The sequence below is a fragment of the Pseudomonas sp. Fl5BN2 genome (genome assembly GCF_009908205.1).
In the GTDB taxonomy this organism is placed as follows: domain Bacteria; phylum Pseudomonadota; class Gammaproteobacteria; order Pseudomonadales; family Pseudomonadaceae; genus Aquipseudomonas.
This window is the reverse complement of the sequence record NZ_JAAARL010000001.1, coordinates 32214-56267: the sequence shown is the minus strand read 5'-3', so window position 1 is coordinate 56267 and position 24054 is coordinate 32214. Positions and strand designations below refer to the sequence as shown.

Below are 24054 nucleotides of genomic sequence, written 5' to 3'. Positions count from 1 at the left end.
AGCGCGATGCACATCAGTATAGCGAGTCGATTTCATAACTTTGCGGGCAGGCCATGAAGGGCTTCCGGCCGGGAATCGTGCCGACCCTGGTGGTGCTGTTGCTGCTGCCGGTGCTGGTTTCCCTGGGCTTTTGGCAGCTGGGCCGCGGCGAGCAGAAACGCCAATTGCTAAGCAGCTATGCCGAACGCCGTGCGGCTGAACCGGTGGCTTTGTTCGAGCTGCTGGCCGCCGAGGATCCGGCCTTTCGCCGGGTCCGCTTGCATGGTCATTTCGATGGGGACCACAGCCTGTTGCTGGATAACCGCATGCACGACGGCAAGGTTGGAGTCGAGCTGCTGCAGCCCTTTCTCGACCAGGCCAGCGGTCGTTGGTTGCTGGTCAATCGTGGCTGGCTGCCCTGGCCCGACCGGCGCACGCCACCGGTGTTCAACACCCCGGAACAGAGCCTGAGCCTGGATGCCTGGGTTTACATTTCTCCGGGCACTGCGTTCCAGCTGCATGCCGACCCGGCCGGCGCTTCCTGGCCACGGTTAATCACCGCGGTAGCTCCAGAGGCGTTGTGGGCCGAACTGGGGCGCAGTGGCTTCAACCATGAAGTGCGCCAGGAGTCTGGTCCTGGTGCCTACCTGACCGAATGGCCGGTGGTCGCCATGGGCCCGGAAAAACATCAGGCCTATGCGGTGCAGTGGTTCGCCATGGCCCTGGCCCTGTTCGCCCTCTACCTCTATTTCGGCTGGCACAACACACGGGAGAAACGCCATGGGAGCGGCCATGAATCCACCCAACATCACTGATGCCCAAGCGCCCAATCGGCGCCGTGGTCGCTGGCAGCTGATCCTCATCCTGCTGATGGTCATTGGCCCGATGATCCTGGCCACCGGCATGTACAAGCTCCAGTTCTGGGTGCCGGAAAGCCGCAGCTATCACGGCGAAATGATCGGCAACGGGCAGACTCGTGCCGAGATCGGCGTGCAGTCCGAGGAGGATCGCTGGCAGATCCTGGTCACCGCACCCAAGGGCTGTTCGGTGGATTGTCAGCAGTTGGTATACCTGGCGCGGCAGATCCAGGTGGCCTTGGGGCGCGATGCCTCCCGGGCCAGCCATGCCTTGGCCAGCGCCCAGCCGCTGAGCGCCGAGTACGAAGCCAAGCTGCTGCGCGAATACCCGCAGTTGCAACGCTATCCGCTGGACCTGGCGGCTTTCAGCAAGAGTGCCAACGACAAGGATGCGCCACAGCTGTGGATCGTCGACCCCCACAGCAACCTGGTGCTGCGCTATGACGCCCGGGTCAAGGGCAAGGACCTGCTCAACGACCTGCGCCATCTGCTGAAACTGTCGAACATCGGATAAGGACTTCGTCATGGCCAAACCTGGATTTCGCCTCGCGTTGTTTGCCACCTTGCTGGCCCTGATTGTGGTGCTGCTCGGTGCTTACACCCGGCTGACCCACGCCGGCCTCGGCTGCCCGGACTGGCCCGGTTGCTATGGCTTTATCAGCGTGCCCAAGAGCGAAGCCCAGCTGGCCCACGCCGAGCTGCATTTTCCCGAGGCTCCGGTGGAAGCCCACAAGGGCTGGAACGAGATGATCCACCGCTATTTCGCCGGCACCCTGGGCCTGTTGATTGTGCTTCTGGCGGCTCGTGCCTGGACCCATCGCCGGCATCCCGGGCAGCCCCTGAAGTTACCGCTGTTGCTCTTGGCCGTGGTGTTCGCCCAGGCGGCCTTCGGCATGTGGACCGTAACCCTCAAGCTTTGGCCGCAAGTGGTTACCGCGCACCTGCTGGGCGGTTTCGCTACCTTGAGCCTGTTGTTTCTGCTGACCTTGCGCCTGTCCGGTGTGCTACCTGCGTTGATTGTGCCGCGCCGCCTGCAATATTGGGCGACTGCGGGGCTGGTACTGGTGATCGGACAGATCGCCCTGGGAGGCTGGGTGAGTTCCAACTACGCTGCGGTGGCCTGTATCGACCTGCCGACCTGCCACGGGCTGTGGTGGCCGAACATGGATTTTGCCAACGGCTTTCACCTGACTCAGCACATCGGGCCGAACTACCTGGGTGGGCAACTGGACAGTGATGCCCGCACCGCCATCCATATGACCCACCGAGTGGGGGCGCTGCTGGTCACCCTGGTGTTGCTGGGGCTGGCCTGGCAGCTCAGGCAAACGGGCATGACTCGCCTGGCCGGGCTGGTGCTGGTGGCGCTGGCGGCGCAGATCAGCCTGGGCTTGAGCAATGTGTTCTTTCATCTGCCACTGCCGGTGGCGGTGGCGCACAACGCCGGGGGCGCCGCGCTGCTGTTGACCCTGGTGCTGGTCAATTATCACGCCCGAACCAGCTTGGTGCAGGCCCGCGATCGGCTGCCCCTGGGCTGGCGCCTCAGCCCGCGCAAACAGATGGCGGGTCCCATTACCATCAAAGGAGAGATGCCATGGCGACTCTGATTGGCGAGCGTCAGCACCCGCAGGCGATCTGGCGGGACTACCTGGAGCTGACCAAGCCCAAGGTGGTGGTACTGATGCTGATCACCTCGTTGGTGGGCATGTTCCTCGCCACCCGCGCCGGAGTACCGTGGACGGTGCTGGTGTTTGGCAACCTGGGCATTGCTCTGTGCGCCGGCGGCGCGGCGGCGGTCAATCATGTGGTGGACCGACGCATTGATGCGGTGATGGCTCGGACTCACAAGCGCCCGCTGGCTGAAGGCCGGGTTACGCCCCGGGCAGCGCTGGCGTTCGCCGTGCTCCTGGCCCTGGCCGGGCAGGCACTGTTGCTGGCGTTCACCAATCCACTAACGGCCTGGCTGACCCTGGCGTCGCTATTGGGCTACGCAGTGGTCTACACCGGCTTCTTGAAGCGCGCGACGCCGCAGAATATCGTCATCGGCGGCCTTGCCGGAGCGGCCCCGCCGTTGTTGGGCTGGGTCGCCGCGACCGGGCACTTGAGCGCCGAACCGCTACTGCTGGTGTTGATCATCTTCGCCTGGACCCCGCCGCACTTCTGGGCCCTGGCTATCCATCGCAAGGAGGAGTACGCCAAGGCGGATATCCCGATGCTGCCAGTGACCCACGGCGAGCACTACACCAAGGTGCACATCCTGCTCTATACCTTTGCCCTGCTGGCGGTGAGCCTGCTGCCCTTTGCCATCCACATGAGCGGCGTGCTGTACCTGGTCTGTGCCCTGGCCTTGGGTGGGCGCTTCCTGCAATGGGCCTGGGTGCTGTACCGTGGCACTCGGCCGCACGCGGCGATCAACACCTTCAAGTACTCTATTTATTACTTGTTCCTGCTGTTCATCGCCCTGCTCGTAGACCATTACCTATTGTTGAACCTATGACTCGAACTCAGAAAACCGTCTTTATTCTCGTTGCTCTGGTGGCCCTGGTCCTGGGGCTGACCGTCAACAAAGTACTGTCCGGCAAGGGTCAAGGCGACCCCACTGCATTGATCGATGCCGGGATCATTCTGCTGCCACAGAGCCGTACTCTGCCGGCGGTGAAGATGCTCGACCAGGATGGTCAGCCGGTGGTGATCGACGAATTGAAGGGCAAGTGGTCGTTGCTGTTCTTCGGCTACACCTTCTGCCCGGATATTTGCCCCACCACCCTGGCCCAGCTGCGGCAGATCAAGAGCGAACTGCCCAAGGAGGCGGTGGACAAGCTGCAGGTGATCCTGGTCAGCGTCGATCCCAACCGCGACACCCCGCAGCAGCTCAAGCAGTACCTGGGTTACTTCGACAAGGACTTCAAAGGCCTGACCGCCTCCTCGGTGGAAGACCTGCAGAAGCTCGCCAATGCGGTGAGCATTCCCTTCATCCCGGCGGACACCAGCAAGCCCAACTACACCGTGGACCACAGCGGCAACCTGGCGGTGATCGGGCCGGATGGCAGCCAGCGTGGCTTTATCCGCGCGCCGTTGAACAACCAGAAGCTGGTGGCCCAGTTGCCGGTGATGTTGCAGCGCAAGTAATTCTTTATCGTTCCTCGCCGGCAAGCCGGAGAAAGGACCACTTGAAACGAAACGGGGCGCCCAAAGGCGCCCCGTTCGTGTTTCTGCAACCGATCAGAACGCCGGCACGATCGCGCCTTTGTACTTCTCGAGAATGAATTGCTTCACTTCCGGGCTATGCAGGGCAGCTACCAGTTTCTTCATGGCGTCCGAATCCTTGTCATCAGGACGGGCCACCAGGATGTTCACGTAAGGCGAGTCTTTGCCTTCGATCACCAGGGCGTCCTTGGCCGGATCCAGCTTGGCTTCCAGAGCGTAGTTGGTGTTGATCAGGGCCAGGTCGACCTGGGTCAGCACACGCGGGATGGTGGCGGCTTCCAGTTCACGGAACTTCAAGTCTTTGGCGTTCTCGGTGATGTCCTTGATGGTCGCCAGGATATTGTTCGAATCCTTCAGCTTGATCAGGCCTGCCTTGTCCAGCAGCAGCAGAGCGCGGCCACCGTTGGTGGCGTCGTTGGGGATTACCACGGTAGCGCCACCCGGCAGTTCGGAGAGTTGCTTGTACTTGTTGGAGTAGGCGCCCAGGGGTTCAATGTGCACGCCGGCCACGCTCACCAGCTTGGTGCCCTTGGCCTTGTTGAACTCATCCAGGTATGGCTGGTGCTGGAAGAAGTTGGCGTCCAGGCGTTTTTCAGCCACTTGCACGTTGGGCTGCACGTAGTCGGTGAAGACCTTGACCTTCAGGTCTACGCCTTCTTTGGCCAGGGCCGGTTTGACGAATTCCAGGATCTCGGCGTGGGGCACCGGTGTGGCGGCCACGGTCAGGGTTTCGGCGGCGTGCGCGGAGAACGCGGCAACGGCTGCGAAAGCGACGAGTAGTTTTTTCATCGAACAAGCTCCTTGTAAGTCGCCCGACCCCGGGCGCCTGCCGGCCAGAACCGGCAATTTTATTTGCGAGAAAAGTGCACCACCAGCTTATCGCCAACGGTTTGCAGAACCTGAACCAATACCAGCAGCAACACCACGGTGACCACCATCACATCGGTCTGGAAGCGCTGGTAGCCGAAGCGGATTGCCAGGTCGCCCAGGCCACCGGCACCGACTACGCCGGCCATGGCGGTGTAGGACACCAGGGTGATCGCGGTCACGGTGATCGCGGCAAAAATGCCCGGCCGAGCCTCCGGGAGCAAGGCGTTGGTAATGATCTGCCGGGTGCTGGCGCCCATGGACTGGGTGGCCTCGATGATGCCGCGATCCACTTCCCGCAGTGCGGTTTCCACCAGTCGGGCAAAGAACGGCGTTGCCCCGACCACCAGCGGCGGAATGGCCCCGGCCACGCCCAGGGAGGTGCCGGTGATCAATACGGTGAAGGGAATCATCACGATCAGCAATATGATGAAGGGCAGTGAGCGCAGGATGTTGACGGCCAGTGACAGCAGCGCATACAGCGACTTCTGTTCGAGCAGTTGGCGCGGGCTGCAGAGGAACAGCAGAACCCCCAGCGGCAGGCCCAGGAGTATGGTGAACAGCAGCGAGCCGCAGAGCATCATCAGGGTGTCGCCGGTGGCCAGCCAGATTTCCAGCCAGTCGATATTGGTGAAGAAACTACTCAGCAGTTCCATTAGCGCAGCACCTCCATGTGGACATCTGCCGCGGTGAAGCGGGCAAAGGCCGCTTCCATGTCACCGCCGGTAATGGCCAGGGTCAGTTGCCCGTAAGGGGTGTCTTTGATGCGGTCGATGCGTCCGGCGAGGATGCTGTAGTCGACCCCGGTCTCCCGGGCCACGGTGCCCAGCAGCGGCGCATAGGTGGCATCGCCCTGGAAGGTCAGGCGCACGATGCGCCCAGGTACGTGGGCAAAGTCGTCGCGTTGTTCGTTTTCATCGACCTGCTCGTCTTCCTGGACGAAGCGCTTGGTGGTCGGGTGCTTGGGGTGCAGGAACACCTCGGCCACCGAGCCCTGTTCGACGATCACGCCGGCGTCCATTACCGCTACCTGGTCGCAGACGCGGCGGATCACGTCCATTTCGTGGGTGATCAGGACGATGGTCAGGTTCAGCTCGCGGTTGATCTCTGCCAACAGTTGCAGGACCGACGCAGTGGTTTGCGGGTCCAGGGCGCTGGTGGCTTCGTCGCACAGGAGGATTTTTGGCTGGGTGGCCAGGGCGCGGGCGATGCCGACGCGCTGCTTCTGGCCGCCGGACAGTTGCGCCGGGTACTTCTTCGCATGGTCGGACAGGCCAACCCGGTCCAGCAGTTCGGCAACCCGCTTGTCGATTGCGCTGCGCGACAGCTCACCGGCCAGGGTCAGTGGCAAGGCAACGTTGTCGGCCACGGTCTTGGAGGACAGTAGGTTGAAGTGTTGGAAGATCATCCCGACCTGTTGCCGGAAGCGGCGCAAGCCGTTGGCATCCAGTGCAGTGACTTCCTCGCTGTCGACGATGATCTTGCCGCCGCTGGGATTTTCCAGGCGGTTGATCAGGCGCAGCAGAGTACTTTTGCCCGCGCCGGAGTGGCCGATCAGGCCGAACACCTGGCCATTCTCGACCCGAAGACTGGTCGGGTGCAGGGCGGGAATATCCTTACCGGCGACCCGGTAAGTTTTATGGACGTTTTGAAACTCGATCACGTAGCGAACCTTGTGGGGCGCGTTAGAAAAGGATCAGCGGTTAGCCGGGCGCGCATTTTAGCCTGTCCGTATAGAGGTTCTTAGCATTTATTTCGCAATCATCATGCCATTTGGCAATAACGCGATCAAAGGTCATGAAAAACGAACTGCCGCGGTTTCTCACCATTCGCTGCTTGAGCCTCTCGAAAGCCCCAGGTGCCGTGCCAGTGGGTATTTGTTCATGAAGTCCCTCTGTCGCGCTCGCCCGCCCTGAGCCAGGCGAACCTGCTGTCGGGATGGTGTCGATGGTGCGGTCATCGAGGCCTTGAAGAAGGCACTGAAAGCCCAGGGTGCGCACGCCAAGCTGCTAGGGCTGAGTCAGCGCCGGTGACCACTGCGGATGGCCAGAGCCTGGCGGTTGATGCCTCTATGGAAGGTTTGCCATCGGTGGCGTTCGACGCCGTGCCCGTCCCGGGCGGCGGCCAATCGCGGTAACGGCGTTGCATTACCTGTTGGAAGCGTACAAGCACCTCAAGGCGATTGCCTTGCACGGCGAAGCCCGAGAGCTACTGCATGTGCTCAGGCTGGAAGCGGATGAGGGGTTGATCGTGGGTGTGGACGCCAAGGCATTCAAGGCGCTCTTTGCCGCCATTGCCCAGCATCGGGTCTGGGGTCGAGAAGGAAAGGCCAAGGCTATTCCGGCCTGAACAATTCATCGCCAACAAGCCTGCTCCCCTGTAGGAGCCGGCTTGCCGGTGATGGCGTCATTGCGCCTTGTGTGGGCTCAGCACCATCTGTGCCGGCACGTGGCGCACGATCTGCCGGCTGATCTTCTGTTCGAAGTCGGCGTCGAGTTTTTTCACTCGTTTGCTCAGCAAGGTCGACAGCCAAGGATAATCCTCGGTGCGTGGTACCTGAATGCTCACATCGCACTGGTAATTCACTACGTCGGCAGCCAGGGCATCGAGTTGCCGACGCAGCTTGCGGATATCGGTGACATTCAGGGCAATAGTGGTGCTTTGGGCTGTAGGGTCGATCAGCTTGGCCGCTGGCCGCGCCTCGGCAGCCTTCAAGGCGGCCTCGGCCTGGTCCAGCTCGGCCTTGCGCGCATGAGCAATGGCACTGTTGACCCCGCCGGTCAGTGCTGGCGCCTTGGGCATCAGCGCTCGGGCTCGGCTCAGGGCGGTGGCTGCGGCATTCACATCGCCTTTTTGCAGGACGATCTGGCTGCGCTGCAGATAAGCTTCGGCCAACTGCCGTTGGTACTGCACCAACTGCGGATCATCAGGCGTCTGCGCCTGCAATGCGCTCAGCTGGTCTTCGGCGGTGGCCAGTTCGCTGCTGGCGATGTTTTGTTCCAGCTGCGCGATGGCCGTGGCCCGGGCATCGGGGACCTCGGTGGCCGCCGGTGGCGTGCTTTGGCAGGCCCCGAGCAGCAGGGAAAAGGCGACAAGGAGCAAATAACGGGAGGCGAACGGCTTCATTCCTGCGACTCTCTAATTGCGCAAAAAGCGAGCAAGTCTACACCCCTCGACGGGGCAGAACAAAACTCAGCAGAAACAGTGCGGCGGCCGTGACCACGATCGACGGCCCGGCCGGGGTGTCCTTGAACCAGGACAGCGCCAGTCCGCCGCAGACTGCAAGCATGCCCAGCAGGCTCGCGCCCAGGGCCATCTGCTCCGGCGAGCGGGCGTGTCGTTGCGCCGCCGCTGCTGGAATGATCAGCAGCGAGGTGATCAGCAATACCCCGACAATCTTCATTGCCACGGCGATCACTACGGCGATCAACAGCATCAGCGTCATGCGCAGCGAGGCCACGGGCAGGCCTTCGACCCTGGCCAGTTCCTCATGCACGGTGATCGCCAGCAAGGGGCGCCACAGGGCCACTAGCAGCAACAGCACCGCTGCGCTGCCGCCGAGAATCCACGCCAGGTCAGTGGGGCTGATCGCCAGCAGGTCACCGAACAGGTAGGCCATCAGATCGATCCGCACTTCATGCATGAAGCTTAGTACCACCAGGCCCAGAGACAGGGTGCTAGGCGCAAGAATCCCCAGCAGCGTGTCAGATGCCAGCGGCTGGCGTTGTTGCAGGGTCACCAGCAGCACCGCCAGCAGCAGGCAACCCACAGTGACCGCCACCGCCGGGCTGATATCCAGCAGGAAACCCAGGGCCACGCCCAACAGTGCGGCGTGGGACAGGGTGTCGCCAAAATAGGCCATGCGCCGCCAGACCACGAAGGACCCCAAGGGGCCGGCGACCACCGCCAGAGCCAAACCTGCGAGCAGGGCGTAGAGCAGAAAATCAGCCATGCTTGCAGTTTTCTCCATGAACATGGGCGTGGCCCGTTGCGGGCTGGGTCACCACCGAGCCGTGCAGATCGTGGGCGTGGTCGTGATGGTGGTGGTAGATCGCCAGGCTCGGCGCGTTCTTGCCGAACAGTTCGACGAAGGCCGGGTCGCCGCTGACCTGCTCGGGATGTCCGGAGCAGCAGACGTGACGGTTGAGGCAGACCACCTGGTCGGTGGTGCTCATGACTAGGTGCAGGTCATGGGAAACCATCAGCACGCCACAGCCGTGACGGTCCCGCAGGCGGGTAATCAGGCTGTAGAGTTCGGCCTGGCCGGCCACATCGACGCCTTGCACCGGTTCGTCGAGCACCAGTAGTTCCGGCTCGCGCAGCAGGGCCCGGGCCAGCAGCACTCGCTGCATCTCGCCACCGGAAATGCTTTGCACCGGGCTGTCGATCACCTGTTCGGCGCCGACTTCCTTGAGTGCTGCCAGTGCACGGATGCGGTCCACGCCTGGCACCAGGCGCAGGAAGCGCAGCACCGACAGTGGCAAGGTTGGGTCGACATGAAGCTTCTGCGGCATATAGCCAACCCGCAGCTTGGGCTTGCGCCAGACACTGCCGCTGTCGGGCTTGAGCAGCCCGAGCACGGCACGCACCAGGGTGGTCTTGCCAGCGCCGTTGGGGCCGATCAGGGTGACGATCTGCCCGGGTTCGACGTTGAGCTGGATATTGTCCAGCACGTTCTGCCCGGCAAAGGTCACCGTGACCTGCTCAAGGCGGATCAGCGCAGTGCTCATCAAGCCCCCTGGCAACCCGAGCAGAGCCCGACCACTTCAACGGTCTGGCCTTCGACCACGAAACCGACGTCGCGGGCGCTGCTGATGATGGCGTCGCTGATGGATTTCTGTTCGAGCTCAATGGCCGCGTGGCACTCGCGGCAGATCAGGAATTGACCCTGATGCGCGTGTTCCGGGTGGTTGCAGCCGACGAAGGCATTGAGCGAAGCAATGCGGTGCACCAGGCCGTTTTCCAGGAGGAAATCCAGCGCGCGATAAACCGTCGGCGGTGCCGCGCGACGACCGTCCTGCTCGCTGAGCACGGCGAGAATGTCGTAGGCCCCCAGGGGCTTGTGGCTTTGCCACACCAACTCCAGCACCCGCCGGCGCAAGGCCGTCAGGCGCAGGCCCTGCCGTGCGCACAGGGCGTCGGCCTCAGACAGTGCGCTGTGCACGCAGTGAGAGTGGTCGTGTGGACGGCTGGCAAGCGGTGTTTTGGGCATGAGCGGCGACGAGGTTTGTGAGAGACGTTATTATGTTACCTGTTCTTGCCTCTTCGAGTGTCCATCGTGCCCAGACTTTTTCGCCTTTTTGTTGCTTTTACCTTCAGTTTGTTTGCGATCGGCTCAGCCCAGGCCGAAGTTCGGGTACTCACCAGCATCAAGCCCTTGCAGTTGATCGCCGCGGCGGTGCAAGACGGCGTGGCGGTTCCCGAGGTGCTATTGCCGCCGGGGGCTTCGCCACACAACTACGCGCTGCGCCCTTCCGACGTACGCAAGGTGCAGACCGTGGACTTGCTGTACTGGGTCGGACCGGACATGGAGGGTTTCTTGCCGCGGGTTTTGAAAGGCCGCAGTCTGCCATCGGTGGCGGTGCAGGATCTGCCCGGAATGAAGCTTCGTCATTTTGCCGAAGATAGCCACTCCCACGCCGAAGATGCCGACGAACATGACCATGATCATCGTCCCGGTACCCTGGATGCGCATCTGTGGCTGTCGCCGGTCAATGCTCGGGTGATTGCCGCTCGCATCGCCGCTGACCTGAGCGCGGCAGAACCGGCCAACGCCGCTCGCTATCAGAGCAACCTGAAAGCTTTCAATGAACGTCTGGATGCTCTGGATACCCGCTTGAAAGCGCGCCTGGCGGGAGTCGTCGGCAAACCCTATTTTGTGTTCCACGAAGCGTTCGACTACTTCGAGGACGCTTATGGCCTCAAGCACACCGGAGTGTTCAGCGTTGCCGCAGAAGTGCAGCCGGGAGCGCAGCACGTCGCGGCGATGCGTGCACGGTTGCAACAGGTGGGCAAGACCTGCGTGTTCAGTGAGCCGCCTTTGCGTCCGCGACTGGCGGAGACATTGGTAGCTGGGCTGCCGGTGACGTTGGCGGAGCTGGATGCCTTGGGTGGCTACACACCGGCTACCGCGCAGGGGTACGAGCAGGTACTGGAGAAGCTCGGGAATGACCTGGCGGGCTGCCTGGAGCAGTTGTAAGCGGGGATTGTGGCGGGATGCTTTCGCGGGCAATCCCGCTCCTACAGGGTTGTAGACGTAGGAGCGGGCTTGCCCGCGAAGCGTTTCAGAGGGCGAATGGCAATGGCAGGTTGACCTGTTGCCGCTGCGCCAGGTGCCGCTGGAACTCCATCGGGTCATGAATCAGTACGTCCTGCCCAGCGAAGCTCTCGGCGGCAATCAGCCGTGACAACCAGAACCGTACGCAGGCTACTCGCAGCATTGTCGGCCAGAGTTCGGCCTCCGCGGCAGTGAAGGGCCGCAGCGCCGCATAGGCACCCAGCAAGGCCCGGGCTCGCTGCCCGTCGATGACGCCCTCGGCATCGGAACACCAGTCGTTCAGGGCAATGGCTACGTCGTAGAGCATCGGCCCTGAGCAGGCGTTGTAGAAGTCGATCAGGCCGGTCAGATGGGTGCCTTCGAACATGGCGTTGTCACGGAACAGATCGGCATGGATGTTGGCCCGGGGCAGGGCGAGGATCCTGGTCTTTTTCTCGGAAATCTCCTCCAGCGCCCGTTGCAGCAGGTCTTGTGCCGTTGCATCCAGGTGAGGCAACAGTTGCGTGCCCTCTTGCTGCATCCAGTCCAGGCCACGATCAGTCTTACGCTTGATCATGTTGTCCTTGGTGGCTACGTGCAGATGGCCGAGCAGCTCACCAACCTGGATGCAATGCTGGGCGTTGGCTTGCTTGATGTGTTTGCCCGCCAGGCGCGGTTGCAGCAGCGCCGGCTTGCCCGCCAATTCCCGCAGGGCGATGCCGTCGGTGGTGCGCAATGCGTAGGGCACCGGCAGATTGGCCTGGTGCAGCACGTCCAGCAGTTCGATGAAGAACGGCATTTCCTGGACCGGGCCGCGCTCCACCAGGGTCAGGACGAACTCGCCCTGTTCCAGGCTGATGAAGAAATTGGTGTTTTCGCTACCAGCGGCGATCCCCTGGAAGTCAAGCAGGCGGCCGAGCCCATAGGGGGCGAGAAAGGTTTCCAGCTCGGGCCGAGCCAGGGGGGTGAACACAGACATGATTAAAAACTGCCAGTACGGGCGCCGCTATCAAGCCAGCGCCATTGAGTTGAAGTCGGAGTGGTTTACCACTCAAAGATTTTCCACGAAGGGATCAGCATATCCGGCTGATCCGAACGGATGAAGTTGCCGTCGGAGCCATCAGCGCGCACCAGGAAATAAGGTTTGCCACCTTTTGGCGTGATCTTGATGGCATACAAAAAGCCATTTTGCCGGTATTCCTGGATGGTCTTGTCGCCTTCCGTGCGAATGGTCACTTCCGGGTCTGCTGACGGCGCATCTTCTGCGGCGATCACGGCCATTGGAGCGATTGCAATCAAGCCGGCCAGCAGCAAGCGATTTAGTGTGCGCATGATAACCTTGTCCCTTTGTCGTCAACGGTCCCGCTATTCTAGCGCCGGACCCGCCGAAAAGGTTGATCCTGCTCATGAGCCAAGCCCCCCTCGTCCTGGTGGACGGTTCTTCATATCTGTACCGCGCGTTTCACGCGTTGCCACCGCTGACCACCTCCAAAGGCCTGCCTACCGGTGCGGTCAAGGGCGTGCTGAACATGCTCAAGAGTCTGCGCAGGCAGTACCCGAACAGTCCGTTCGCCGTGGTCTTCGACGCCAAGGGCGGGACCTTCCGCGATGACATGTATGCCGAATACAAGGCCAACCGCCCGAGCATGCCCGACGATATGCGGGTGCAGATCGAGCCCTTGCATGCCAGCGTGATCGCCCTGGGTTTCCCGTTGCTATGCGTTGAAGGGGTCGAGGCTGATGACGTGATCGGCACTCTGGCCCGCAGCAGCGCGGCGGCGGATCGTCCGGTGGTGATTTCTACCGGCGACAAGGACATGGCACAGCTGGTGGATGGGCACATTACCTTGGTCAACACCATGACCGGTAGCAGCATGGACGTGGAGGGCGTGAAGGAGAAATTCGGCGTCGCTCCCGAGCAGATCATCGATTACCTGGCATTGATGGGCGACTCTTCCGACAACATCCCGGGGGTTCCGGGCATTGGTCCGAAGACCGCTTCCGGCTTGCTGGTGGGGGTCAATGGCGGCCTGAAAGACCTGTACGAGCAGCTCGATATAGTGCCGACCTTGCCGATTCGTGGTGCCAAGACCCTGCCGGCCAAGCTCGAAGAACACAAGGAAATGGCCTTCCTCTCCTATCAGTTGGCAACCATCAAGGTGGATGTGGCGCTGGATGTGGGGCTGGACGATCTGCACTTGCGCGAGCCGGATCGCGAGAAGCTGGCTGAGCTCTACAGCCTGCTGGAGTTCAAGAGTTGGCTCGACGACTTGCAGCGCGATGCCAAGCGCGTCGAACTCAGTGCAGCTGCGGTGCCGGAAGAGCTGGCAGAGCAGCCAGCAGCGGTCGAGCAGGCACCGCTTGAACTGCAGTACGAAACCATCCTCGATCAGGAACGTTTCACGGTCTGGCTGGATCGGCTGAAGAACGCCAAGCTGATTGCCTTCGATACCGAAACCACCGGTATCGACGCACAGCAGGCGCAACTGGTGGGCCTGTCCTTCTCGGTCAAGGCCGGCGAAGCGGCCTACATCCCGCTGACTCACTCCTATATGGGCGTGCCGGAGCAGCTGGACCGCGATACCGTATTGCTGGCGTTGAAGCCGTTGCTGGAGGACCCGAAGCTGCTCAAGGTCGGCCAGCACGCCAAGTTTGACATGAACATCCTGGCCAACTGCGCCATCGGGGGCGATCAGGCGAACGGCATTACCGTACGCGGTGTGGCTTTCGACACCATGCTTGAATCCTACGTGCTCAACTCCACCGCCACCCGTCATGACATGGACAGCCTGGCGCAGAAGTACCTGGACCACAGCACCGTGAGTTTCCAGGACATCGCCGGCAAGGGCGCCAAGCAGCTGACCTTCGATCAGATTCCCCTGGATCAGGCGGGACCTTACGCCGCCGAAGATGCCGACGTGACCTTGCGTCTACACCAAGCCTTGTTCGAGAAACTCACCGCCATTCCGAGCCTGGCCAGCGTGCTGACCGATATCGAGATGCCGCTGGTGCCGGTTCTGGCACGCATTGAGCGCCAGGGTGCCTTGGTGGATGACAAGTTGCTGGGGGTACAGAGCATCGAGCTGGGGGACAAGATGGTTGCCCTGGAGCGCGAAGCCTTCGAGATCGCCGGTGAGGAATTCAATCTGGGTTCGCCCAAGCAACTGGGCTCGATTCTCTATGACAAGCTCGGCCTGCCGGTGCTGAAGAAGACCGCCAAGGGGCAGCCTTCCACCGCCGAGGAGGTGCTGGCAAGGCTGGCGGAGGACGACTATCCGCTGCCTCGGGTGCTGATGCAGTACCGCTCCATGAGCAAGCTGAAAAGCACCTACACCGATCGCCTGCCGGAACAGATCAACCCGCGCACCGGGCGGATCCACACGTCCTATCACCAGGCGGTGGCGTCCACTGGGCGTCTGTCTTCCAGTGATCCGAACCTGCAGAACATTCCGGTGCGCACTGCTGAGGGCCGGCGTATTCGCCAGGCCTTTATCGCCCCGGCCGGCTACAAGCTGCTGGCAGCGGACTATTCGCAGATTGAGCTGCGGATCATGGCGCACCTGTCCCGGGATGAAGGCCTGCTGAATGCCTTCCGCAACAATCTGGACGTGCACACCGCTACTGCGGCCGAGGTATTCAAGGTCGAACTCAAGGATGTCACTTCCGATCAGCGGCGCAGTGCCAAGGCCATCAACTTCGGCCTGATCTACGGCATGGGCGCGCAGAAGCTGGGCAAGGATATCGGTGTCGATACCAAGCAGGCCAAGGCCTACATCGATACTTATTTTGCCCGCTATCCGGGGGTTCGCGAGTATATGGACCGCACCCGCGCCCAAGCGGCGGACCAGGGATACGTGGAGACTATCTTCGGTCGTCGGCTGTACCTGCCGGAGATCAACTCCAACAAGCCACAGGAGCGTGCTGGCGCCGAGCGTACCGCGATCAACGCGCCCATGCAGGGCACGGCGGCAGACATCATCAAGAAAGCCATGGTGGCGGTAGATAACTGGCTGGAGTCTTCGGGGCTGGACGCCAGGGTCATTCTTCAAGTGCACGACGAACTGGTGCTGGAAGTGCGTGAGGATCTGGTGGATCAGGTTCGCGAGGAAGTTCGCGGTCACATGAGCGCTGCCGCGACCCTGGATGTGCCTCTACTGGTCGAAGTCGGGGTGGGAAACAACTGGGATGAGGCCCACTAAGGGCACTTTCCAGCGGTTTTTTCCGCGGCATAGTGTCGCGCCAAGAACTGGCGAAGAGCTATTAGCACGGAAAATTTCACCGATTATTACCAATAGTTTTTGCAACCCGTTGGAACTAAATCGGTGAAGCTCCACTCAGAGTTACTGAATGGGTGGTGAAGCCCTTCGATGCTCCTATGTTGTGTTAAGTGTTGGCAGATATCTGGACCCCGCCCTAGCGGTCTAGAACTTAAACCCCGAACTTCCCCTCCCCATACGAAGTCCGGGGTTTTTTTTGCCTGAAAATTGCCTGGGAAATGACCATGCTGCGTTAAAAGCGCGGCGCGAAATGCTCATTTACAGCCAGTAAACTCCGCTTTCGCACCGCGTTTTTGCCTTGCCTGATCATCCCCCAGACAATTCTCCCTACGTCTTTCAGGCCTCGGCTTCGGCGCCTTTGTCGGCCAGTTCCATCCAGTCCGCTAACACGGTGTAGGCCTCTTCCAGGCCCATGCGCTTGGGGGCCGAGAACAGTTGGATGGTGATGGTTTCGCCCCAGCCCTTGCGGATTTGCGACTGGACCTTGAGCAGGGTGTTCTTGGCTGCGCCGTAGGTCAGCTTGTCGGCCTTGGTCAGCAGGATGTGCATCGGCATGCCGCTGGCCACTGCCCAGTCCAGCATCAGCAGGTCGAAGTCAGTCATTGGATGACGGATATCCATCATCAGAATCAAGCCTTTGAGGCTCTCGCGGCTGCCCAGGTAGGCTTCCAGGTGGCGCTGCCAGTGCTGCTTCAACGGGATCGGTACTTTGGCGTAACCGTAGCCCGGGAGGTCGACCAGACGGCGTTCGTCGTCTAGCTTGAAGAAGTTCAACAACTGCGTACGCCCCGGGGTTTTCGAGGTGCGCGCCAGGCTGGCGTGGGTCAGGGTGTTCAGGGCGCTGGATTTACCGGCGTTGGAACGCCCGGCAAAAGCCACTTCAAAGCCGTCATCGTCAGGGCATTGATCGACTTTGGCGGCGCTGAGCATGAACGTAGACTGTTGGCACAGGCCGAGGATGGGGTTCTTGAGTTGCATGGGATATCCGGTAAGGGCGATGCCGAGAGTGGGCGCGGCAAGCGGTGTCGTTTCCGTTTCAGTAACGCCAGTATATAATGCCGCAGATTTTGTGTGCGCTTTGTCCCAGCGTAGGATGAAGTTCACGAGAGCGATAAACCTTGAATGCGCAGTAGAACGCAGCACGCTCTCAACCCTGAAAAGGTCGTTTTATGACGAAATGGCTGCTAGCTGCCGGTGTCTTGATGCCGCTTTACAGCGCTCAGGCTACACAGGATCCGGAAGCTGTGTACAACCGTGTTTGTGAGGCTTGTCATTCCGGCCAACTACCCACGGCGCCCCGCAAGGGCGACCAGGAAGCTTGGGCGCCGAGGTTGGCGCAAGGTATGGAGACGCTGGTACAACACGTGACCCAGGGTTTCAAGGCGATGCCGCCGCGTGGTTTGTGCATGGACTGCAGTGCCGAGGATTACCAAGCCATCATCCATTGGATGAGCGAGTGATCCCGGCCCATAACTCTTAACCCTTAGCCGTAGTTGGATTAGCTGATGAACAAATTACTCGTGAGTCTGCTGTTGACCTTGGGCATTACAGGTGTCGCCCATGCCGCAGGCGACGCTGCTGCCGGTCAGGCGAAAGCCGCAGTATGTGGCGCTTGCCACGGTCCTGATGGGAACAGCATGGCGCCAAACTTTCCAAAGCTGGCGGGTCAGGGGGAAAAGTACCTGGAGAAGCAGTTGCACGATATCAAGTCGGGTAAACGCCAAGTACTGGAAATGACCGGTCTGCTGACCAACCTGAGTGATCAGGATATGGCTGATATCTCCGCCTACTTCGCTAGCCAGAAAGGCAGCGTTGGCGCGGCTGATCCGAAAGTCGTGGCCCGTGGTGAAGAGCTCTTCCGTGGCGGCAAACTGGATCAGGGCATGCCTGCCTGCATCGGTTGCCACTCGCCAAACGGCGCGGGTAACGCAGCGGCCGGTTTCCCTCACCTGAGTGGCCAGCACGCACAATACGTGGCCAAGCAGTTGACTGACTTCCGCGAAGGCAACCGTACCAACGACGGCGACACCCTGGTCATGCGCACCATTGCCGGCAAGCTGAGCAACAAAGACATCGAAGCGGTGTCCAGCTATATTCAGGGCCTGCACTAAGGCTGTTTCGATCGGGCTTGCCGAGGATGCGAAGCCACGGCAATGTTAATGATCGATTAATCTGACGGTGCAAGCATAAAGGGTGGCTCAGGCCGCCCTTTTTTATGGCGTCTGCCGCTACACTAGCGAACTCAAGCCCGCCATGACCTGTCTTAATCCAGGCCGCGCGAGGCGCCAAAATTGTCCAGGAGTAAAGCATGCGTAATCTGATTCTCAGCGCCGCTCTCGTCACCGCCAGCTTGTTTGGTGTGACCGCTCAAGCCGCCGAACCGCTTGAAGCCGGTAAACAATATGTCGAGTTGAGCAGCGCCGTTCCGGTTGCGGTGCCAGGCAAGATCGAAGTGGTTGAGTTGTTCTGGTACGGCTGCCCACACTGCTATGCCTTCGAGCCGACCATCAATCCCTGGGCTGAAAAGCTCCCTGCCGATGTCAACTTCGTGCGCATCCCGGCGATGTTCGGCGGCATCTGGAATATCCACGGCCAGCTGTTCATCACCCTGGAAGCCATGGGCGTCGAGAACAAGGTTCACAAAGCGGTATTCGAAGCTATCCACAACGGCAAGAAGCTCGCCACTCCAGAAGAGATGGCTGAGTTCCTGGCAGCCGAAGGCGTCGACAAGGACAAGTTCCTGAGCACCTACAACTCCTTCGCCGTCAAAGGCAAGGTCGAGGATGCCAAGAAGAAAGCCCAGGCTTATCAGATCACTGGCGTACCGACCATGGTGGTCAATGGTAAGTACCGTTTCGACTTGGGCACCGCCGGTGGTCCTGAAGGCGCGCTGAGCGTGGCCGAACAGCTGATCGCCAAAGAGCGCGCGGCCAAGTAAGCGCCGCCTGTCATGCCGCGCTGGGGTTCGGAACGCATCGTTGGCCTGCATGATCCGCAGGTCAACGAGCACCATTTAGCGTCGACCGGCCTGCCGGCGGACAGTCGTCTGCGCTTGCTCAGTTTCAATATCCAGGTCGGTATCAGTACCGAACGTTATCGCCATTACCTGACCCGTGGCTGGCAGCACTTGCTGCCCCATAACGGGCGTGCGGACAACCTGCAGAAGATCGGTAACCTGCTGGGTGACTTTGACCTGGTGGCCCTGCAGGAAGCCGATGGCGGCAGCCTGCGCTCTGGCTACATCAATCAGGTGGAACACCTGGCCCAGCTGGGCGCCTTTCCCTACTGGTACCAACAGCTCAATCGCAACTTAGGGCGCCTGGCGCAGCACAGCAATGGCGTGCTCAGTCGCTTGCGTCCCTGGGCTATCGAAGACCACCCACTGCCCGGCCCCAAGGGGCGTGGTGCAATCCTGGTGCGTTTCGGCGAAGGGCCTGAGGCGCTGGTGGTGGTGATGATGCACCTGGCGCTTGGTGCCCGGACTCGAACCCGGCAACTGGCGTACATCCGCGAGTTGATCGGTGGCTACAAGCATCAGGTGCTGATGGGGGACATGAATACCCACGCCAGCGATCTTCTGGAGCACTCCCCTTTACGTGATCTCAGCCTGTTGGCGCCGCAACTGCAGGCGACCTTCCCCAGCTGGCGTCCGCAACGCTGCCTGGACCATATTCTGCTCAGCCCCAGCCTGACCCTGGAGCGCGTCGAAGTCCTGGCCCAACCCATATCCGATCACCTGCCGGTCGCGGTAGAGATTCGTCTGCCGGGTTCGCTCACGGCTGATGCATTGCCCGCGTTGAGTCCTGCCCCTCGCGGAACCGATGAATGAGCGACGACGCCCAGCGCTGGAAAGAGAAATACCTTAAAAGTATCGAACAGCAGGAAAAGCTTGAACGCCGTTGGGCGGCTCGCCTCGACTTGCTGCGCCGTGGCCTGGTGCGTAGCACCCTGGCGGCGGAGGGCACCGACCGCGCGGTCGACCAGTGCATGAAGGAAATGCGCGAGGTGGTGCGTACCGACGATATGGATGCTGGGCTGGCAGCCCTTCTGCCACGTCTGGAAAAAGCCGTGCTGGAGTCTGAGCAGCGGCGGGAAACCCGGATCGATCAGATGAGCAGCGCCTTGACGGCGCTGGTCAGCCAACTGCAATCGCTGCCTTTGCCCCGGGAAGTCAGCCGCCCGCTGAAGGCCTTCGCCAAGCAGTTGGACAGCCGGGTCGGTCAGGCGCGGGAGATCCCCTTGTTGCTGGGGGAGCTGAGCAATTTGCAGGGCAAGGTCCTGAGCCAGCTGGAAACCCCTGCCGAGCCAGAACGACCGAGTTTGTTGCAGCGCCTGTTCGGTACTCGCGAAGCCGGCGATGCAACAGCTCAAGCCGAGGTGCAAGAGATTCCGGCACTCCTGCCCACTCCTGCGCCCGCAGTGGCGCCTGGTCCGCAGCCTGAAGAAGCCTCGGGCGCGGAGGAGGCGATTCGCGAGCACTATCAAACGCCGACCACCGTCTTGCCTGAAGTCGCCGAGACTGCCCAGGCCGCGCCCGTCATACCGGCACCCCGAGAAGTGGAGCGAGCACCGGAGCCCATCTCCGCGACGCCCGCAGCGGTCGAGCCCGAGGCTGCCATCTCGCCTCCTCCAGCCCCGGTAGTAGCGTTTGTGCCCCCCGTACTGGCCCAGGAAAAAGCGTCTGAGCCTGTGCTGCGGGTCGAGACTGAAGTTGCGGCCCCAGCGCCTGTTCAGCTCGAGCCACAGGCCCCTGCCCCTGAGGTGCCAGCAGCCATGCTCGCTGAGGCGGTGCCGGTACCTGTAGCCGAGGCCCCGACCGATTCGATACCGCTCAACCCCGACGAGTTACTGCCCGCTCCGGCGAGCTCCTCTGCGGTGTTGCTCGACAGCCTGCCTTTACCGCCGGTCATGGCCGAGGCCCTGGCGGCTATCGATCCGGAGCAGCCGGAGCACGATGTGCTCTATGCGTTGCCTGACTCTCCCGAGCCTTCCTACAGTTCGGTGGCCAAACACATTGAACACACCTTGCTGGGGCTGCTTGACGACCTGAGCCTGCCCGAGCGCCACCGGCCCCAGGCCGAGGCCATGCGCGACCGTCTGCAGCACGGGCTGAACTGGTATGAGTTGCTGCCGATCCTCGATGATCTGGCGGTGCTGATGCTGGCAATCACCGATTCGGGCCAGCATGAGTTCGAGGACTACCTCAAGCAACTCAACGAGCGACTGGAAGCCTTCCAGAGCAATCTGCAGGCGGCAAGCGAGGGGCATGCAGATAGCAACTCGGCTGCGCGAGCGATGGACACGCAGATCCGCGAGCAGGTCGACGGCCTGCAGAGCAGTGTGCAGGAAGCGGCGGACCTGGATGACCTCAAGCAGGTGTTGGAAAGTCATCTGGAAGGCTTGCTGGGCACCATGGATCAGCACCAGAAGCAGCGCGACGAACGTGAGAAAGAAGTGGCTGCCCGCCTGCAAAGCCTGGCGGAAAGGGTGTCGAGCATGGAGCAGGAAGCCCAGGGCTACCGCGAGCATCTGGAGGAGCAACGGCAGAAGGCCCTGATCGATCCGCTGACTGGGCTGCCCAACCGTGCCGCCTGGACCGAGCGCCTGGAGCATGAGGTCGGAGAGTGGCAACAACACGGCAATAGCTTGTTGCTGGCCATGCTCGACCTCGATCATTTCAAGCGGATCAACGACAACTACGGCCATCTGGCAGGCGACAAGGTGCTGAAGATCATCGCCAACGTGCTGCGCAAGCGCCTGCGCGGCAGCGACTTCATCGCGCGGTTCGGTGGTGAGGAGTTTGTCCTGCTGATGCCCAACACGCCTTGGCCGGTGGGCGCGCGGATAGTGGAAGCGCTGCGCGCGGCGATCGAGGCCTGTCCGTTTCACTTCAAGGGCGAGCCTGTGACCATTACCGTGTCCATCGGCCTGAGTGCGTTCAAGACCGGTGATCGCAGCGATCTGGTGATTAAAAGAGCTGATCAGGCGCTGTACCGAGCCAAGGATGCGGGGCGCAATCGGGTAGAGGCAGGCTGAAGGCTTGCCGCTTCCTGTCTGAAGCCATTGTTTTGCCCATGATGGCCGGAGCAGTACGTTACACTGTTGCATTATCGTCTTCAGCGTACTGCCTTTTGCCATGAAAATTTTTGCTCTCGCTCTTTCCCTGCTGATCATTGCCGGCTGTGCCAGTGGCCCGCGGATCGACACCAGCCATCCGTCGGTCAACTACGATCAGCGTGCCCAGTTCATCATCGTCCACTACACTTCGGCGTCCCTGGAGCGCTCCCTGGCCCTGCTGACCCACGGCCAGGTCAGCAGTCATTACCTGATTGGCGACGACAAAGCCGCCACCATCTACAAACTGGTGGACGAGCAGTACCGTGCCTGGCACGCCGGTGAGAGTCAGTGGCAAGGCCGTACCTGGCTCAATTCCAGCTCCATCGGTATCGAAATCGTCAACCCGGGGTTCCGTGACAGTCCCAGCGGACGGCTCTGGTACCCCTACAGCGAAGCGCAGATCCAGAACCTGATCGTGTTGCTCAAGGACATCAGCAAGCGCAACAACATCTCGCCGCGCCACATCATTGGCCACAGCGACATTGCCCCGTTGCGCAAACTCGACCCGGGTCCATTGTTTCCCTGGAAGCGCCTGGCCGACGCCGGACTTGGCTTGTGGCCCGATGCCCAGGCGGTAACGCGCCAGCAGGCGGCATTCGCCGCGAGCCTGCCGAGCATCAGTTGGTTTCAGCAGCAACTGGCCCTGTTGGGTTATGCCACCCCGCAGACCGGCGAGCTGGATGCGCAGACCCGGCACGTCTTGGCGGCCTTCCAGATGCACTACCGCCCGACCCGCTTTGACGGAACACCGGACGCAGAAAGCGCAGCGCTGCTGAAGGTGCTCAACCAGACAAAATAATGACGCCGCCGGACGGTCCGCGCCGATTACCCAATCAGTTGCTATAACTCATTGGTAATCCTTGGGATCTCTCATGATGCCGGCCGCTCGCGAGCCCATGCGTACCTGGTTCTATCGCCCCTGGTTGCTGGCGACGTTGGCGGCTGCGCTGAGTGCGGCAGTGCTGGTGTTGGGCAGCATGGGTGTGGCCATGCATCAGGTCCAACAACGGGAAAGTGAGCAGATGAACGCCCAGGGGCAGCGCTTCCTGGAGCGCCTGGAGCAACTGTTCGGGCAACTGCGTGAAGGCTTGGACGTGCTGGAGGCCCAGCCGTTGCGCGAATGCAGCGTCGATATGGTCGCGGCGCTGCAGCAGGTCAGCTACAGCTATCGCTTCATTTATGAAGCGGCCTACATGGATGCCACTCAGAGCTGTTCGAACTGGCCACGGCAGAACCTCTTGCCGTCGGTCAGGTCGCCGGATATCCGTGGGCCAACCTACAGCTACTGGTTGAATACCTCGACCCAACCCAACGAGAACCTTGCTGCCCTGATGCTGGGGCGGGGCAACTTTCGCGTGGCCACTTCGCGTGGGCATTTGACCGACGTCGTCGACCTGCCGGTGGGTGGCAGCCTGATGGTGGTGGTCGATCATGGCAGCCGAGCGATTCCGGTACTGGGCCCAGCCCGGGCCTGGCCTCCCGTGGAACCCTGGCGGGCCAGTCACGATGGGCCATTGCAGGTCACCCAGGACCTGCTGATCTATCGCATGCCGACCCGCAATCCCGAGTATCAACTGGTGTTGATCATCCCTCGGGCCAGCCTGCAGGCTGAGATGCTCGATGGCTGGTGGTGGCTGTTGCCGATCAGCCTGTTGCTGGCCCTGTTCATTGGCGGCTTGGTGTACCAACTGGTCCGGCAGCGCCAATCCCTGGGGGCGGAGTTGCAGGGGGCATTGCGTCGCGGTGAGTTGCAGGTGCTGTACCAGCCGATCTTCGACCTCAACAGCCGGCTCTGCGTAGGTGCCGAGGCACTGCTGCGCTGGCGTCGCCCGGATGGCACGCTGACCAGCCCCGATCTGTTCATCCCCCTGGCGGAGAACACCGGGCAGATCCGCCAGATCACCGACTTCGTCCTGCAGCGCCTGCTGGAGCAACTGGGGCATGTGCTGCGGGCCAATCCGCAGTTGTACATCTCGGTCAACCTGGCGGCCTGCGACGTGATGGTGCCGCGAATCGGGCTGGTGATGGCGCGGCTGCTGGCGCTGCACCAGGTGGCGGCGCGGCAGATTGCCTTCGAGGTGACCGAGCGTGGCCTGATCGATGTGGTGGTGGCCCGCAACAACCTGCAGGCTTTGCGAGACGTGGGGCATCAGGTGCTGATCGATGACTTCGGTACCGGCTATTGCAGCTTGGCCTACCTGCAAAGCCTGCCGGTGGATTGCCTGAAGATCGACAAAGCCTTTATCGACGCCCTGGGGCATGACGCCGCCAGCAGTGGCGTGGCGCCGCACATCATTCGCATGGCTCACGCGCTGAAGCTCAAGGTGATTGCCGAAGGCATCGAGTTTGAAGACCAGGCGCTGTTGCTAAGCAGCGAGGGGGTGAGCTTTGGCCAGGGCTGGTTGTTCGCCCATGCCCTGAGCGCATTGCAGTTCACCGAGTTGATCACCCGTGGGCGACGCCTGGTGGCCAGGCGGCTGGACGATGAAGCGTGATC

At 61.5% G+C, this 24054-nt stretch carries 24 protein-coding genes and 1 pseudogene; 15 read left to right on the top strand and 10 right to left on the bottom strand.

Annotated elements, in window-relative coordinates:
* Positions 1-53: 53 nt before the first annotated feature.
* Genes GV819_RS00275 through GV819_RS00255 form a run of 5 tightly spaced genes read left to right on the top strand, consistent with a single transcriptional unit; the run spans position 54 to position 3962 of the window.
* A complete protein-coding gene (locus tag GV819_RS00275; protein ID WP_161752375.1) occupies positions 54-794 on the top strand; it encodes an SURF1 family protein in 741 nt (246 codons plus the stop codon).
* Positions 760-1350: a hypothetical protein gene (locus GV819_RS00270; RefSeq protein WP_161752373.1), complete on the top strand. Its 591-nt coding sequence runs from the start codon at positions 760-762 to the stop codon at positions 1348-1350. Before GV819_RS00275 ends, GV819_RS00270 begins: the two co-directional genes overlap by 35 nt.
* Positions 1351-1360: 10 nt before the next feature.
* Positions 1361-2440 carry a COX15/CtaA family protein gene (locus tag GV819_RS00265; RefSeq protein ID WP_161752371.1) on the top strand — a complete coding sequence of 360 codons (1080 nt, stop codon included), beginning with the start codon at positions 1361-1363 and terminating at the stop codon, positions 2438-2440.
* The gene (gene cyoE, locus GV819_RS00260; protein ID WP_161752369.1) at positions 2428-3330 is read left to right on the top strand and encodes a heme o synthase; all 903 of its coding nucleotides are present in this window, start codon (positions 2428-2430) and stop codon (positions 3328-3330) included. The genes GV819_RS00265 and cyoE overlap by 13 nt, the downstream gene beginning before the upstream one ends.
* Entirely contained in the window at positions 3327-3962 is a 636-nt protein-coding gene (locus GV819_RS00255) for an SCO family protein (RefSeq protein WP_161752367.1), read from the top strand. Before cyoE ends, GV819_RS00255 begins: the two co-directional genes overlap by 4 nt.
* A gap of 93 nt (positions 3963-4055) precedes the next feature.
* Here the strand turns inward: GV819_RS00255 and GV819_RS00250 are convergent, their stop codons facing one another.
* From GV819_RS00250 to GV819_RS00240, 3 genes are read right to left on the bottom strand one after another with little or no spacing between them, the layout of a single operon-like run.
* Positions 4056-4829, bottom strand: a complete 774-nt coding sequence (locus tag GV819_RS00250) for a MetQ/NlpA family ABC transporter substrate-binding protein (RefSeq protein WP_161752365.1) — start codon at positions 4827-4829, stop codon at positions 4056-4058.
* A gap of 59 nt (positions 4830-4888) precedes the next feature.
* Positions 4889-5563, bottom strand: a complete 675-nt coding sequence (locus tag GV819_RS00245) for a methionine ABC transporter permease (RefSeq protein WP_161752363.1) — start codon at positions 5561-5563, stop codon at positions 4889-4891.
* Positions 5563-6570 (bottom strand): methionine ABC transporter ATP-binding protein, encoded by a 1008-nt coding sequence (locus tag GV819_RS00240; protein WP_161752361.1) that lies wholly within the window; start codon positions 6568-6570, stop codon positions 5563-5565. Before GV819_RS00240 ends, GV819_RS00245 begins: the two co-directional genes overlap by 1 nt.
* A gap of 231 nt (positions 6571-6801) precedes the next feature.
* Between GV819_RS00240 and katE the strand changes: the two are divergent.
* Positions 6802-7256, top strand: a pseudogene (gene katE / locus GV819_RS00235) (catalase HPII); the annotation flags it as partial.
* Positions 7257-7313: 57 nt separating this feature from the next.
* Here the strand turns inward: katE and GV819_RS00230 are convergent.
* From GV819_RS00230 to zur, 4 genes are read right to left on the bottom strand one after another with little or no spacing between them, the layout of a single operon-like run.
* Positions 7314-8033: a PA5502 family lipoprotein gene (locus GV819_RS00230; protein ID WP_161752359.1), complete on the bottom strand. Its 720-nt coding sequence runs from the start codon at positions 8031-8033 to the stop codon at positions 7314-7316.
* 37 nt (positions 8034-8070) lie between these two features.
* Complete coding sequence (gene znuB, locus GV819_RS00225; RefSeq protein WP_161752357.1) at positions 8071-8859, bottom strand: zinc ABC transporter permease subunit ZnuB; 789 nt, start codon at positions 8857-8859, stop codon at positions 8071-8073.
* Entirely contained in the window at positions 8852-9637 is a 786-nt protein-coding gene (znuC, locus tag GV819_RS00220; RefSeq protein WP_161752355.1) for a zinc ABC transporter ATP-binding protein ZnuC, read from the bottom strand. The genes znuB and znuC overlap by 8 nt, the downstream gene beginning before the upstream one ends.
* The gene (zur, locus tag GV819_RS00215; protein ID WP_011058466.1) at positions 9637-10119 is read right to left on the bottom strand and encodes a zinc uptake transcriptional repressor Zur; all 483 of its coding nucleotides are present in this window, start codon (positions 10117-10119) and stop codon (positions 9637-9639) included. The genes znuC and zur overlap by 1 nt, the downstream gene beginning before the upstream one ends.
* A gap of 66 nt (positions 10120-10185) precedes the next feature.
* Here zur and GV819_RS00210 point away from each other — a divergent pair, with 66 nt between their 5' ends.
* Positions 10186-11106 carry a zinc ABC transporter substrate-binding protein gene (locus GV819_RS00210; RefSeq protein WP_161752353.1) on the top strand — a complete coding sequence of 307 codons (921 nt, stop codon included), beginning with the start codon at positions 10186-10188 and terminating at the stop codon, positions 11104-11106.
* Between the two features lie 85 nt (positions 11107-11191).
* Here GV819_RS00210 and GV819_RS00205 read toward each other — a convergent pair whose 3' ends face one another.
* A complete protein-coding gene (locus tag GV819_RS00205; protein WP_161752351.1) occupies positions 11192-12142 on the bottom strand; it encodes a homoserine kinase in 951 nt (316 codons plus the stop codon).
* A 65-nt stretch (positions 12143-12207) separates the two neighbouring features.
* Positions 12208-12495, bottom strand: a complete 288-nt coding sequence (locus tag GV819_RS00200) for a DUF2782 domain-containing protein (protein ID WP_161752350.1) — start codon at positions 12493-12495, stop codon at positions 12208-12210.
* Between the two features lie 74 nt (positions 12496-12569).
* Here GV819_RS00200 and polA point away from each other — a divergent pair, with 74 nt between their 5' ends.
* The gene (gene polA, locus GV819_RS00195) at positions 12570-15362 is read left to right on the top strand and encodes a DNA polymerase I (RefSeq protein WP_161752348.1); all 2793 of its coding nucleotides are present in this window, start codon (positions 12570-12572) and stop codon (positions 15360-15362) included.
* A gap of 414 nt (positions 15363-15776) precedes the next feature.
* Here the strand turns inward: polA and yihA are convergent, their stop codons facing one another.
* Positions 15777-16418, bottom strand: coding sequence for a ribosome biogenesis GTP-binding protein YihA/YsxC (gene yihA, locus GV819_RS00190; protein ID WP_161752346.1), 642 nt, complete (start codon positions 16416-16418; stop codon positions 15777-15779).
* Positions 16419-16609: 191 nt separating this feature from the next.
* Between yihA and GV819_RS00185 the strand changes: the two genes are divergently transcribed.
* From GV819_RS00185 to GV819_RS00155, 7 genes are all read left to right on the top strand, one after another.
* Positions 16610-16900: a c-type cytochrome gene (locus GV819_RS00185; RefSeq protein WP_161752344.1), complete on the top strand. Its 291-nt coding sequence runs from the start codon at positions 16610-16612 to the stop codon at positions 16898-16900.
* 45 nt (positions 16901-16945) lie between these two features.
* The gene (locus GV819_RS00180; protein ID WP_161752342.1) at positions 16946-17551 is read left to right on the top strand and encodes a c-type cytochrome; all 606 of its coding nucleotides are present in this window, start codon (positions 16946-16948) and stop codon (positions 17549-17551) included.
* A gap of 197 nt (positions 17552-17748) precedes the next feature.
* Positions 17749-18378, top strand: a complete 630-nt coding sequence (locus tag GV819_RS00175; RefSeq protein ID WP_161752340.1) for a thiol:disulfide interchange protein DsbA/DsbL — start codon at positions 17749-17751, stop codon at positions 18376-18378.
* 12 nt (positions 18379-18390) lie between these two features.
* On the top strand, positions 18391-19269 hold the full coding sequence (locus GV819_RS00170; RefSeq protein WP_161752338.1) for an endonuclease/exonuclease/phosphatase family protein: 879 nt from the start codon (positions 18391-18393) through the stop codon (positions 19267-19269).
* Positions 19266-21476: a GGDEF domain-containing protein gene (locus GV819_RS00165; protein WP_161752336.1), complete on the top strand. Its 2211-nt coding sequence runs from the start codon at positions 19266-19268 to the stop codon at positions 21474-21476. The genes GV819_RS00170 and GV819_RS00165 overlap by 4 nt, the downstream gene beginning before the upstream one ends.
* Before the next feature lie 100 nt (positions 21477-21576).
* On the top strand, positions 21577-22356 hold the full coding sequence (locus GV819_RS00160; RefSeq protein ID WP_161752334.1) for an N-acetylmuramoyl-L-alanine amidase: 780 nt from the start codon (positions 21577-21579) through the stop codon (positions 22354-22356).
* Positions 22357-22429: 73 nt separating this feature from the next.
* Positions 22430-24052, top strand: a complete 1623-nt coding sequence (locus GV819_RS00155; protein WP_161752332.1) for an EAL domain-containing protein — start codon at positions 22430-22432, stop codon at positions 24050-24052.
* Positions 24053-24054 lie beyond the last annotated feature (2 nt).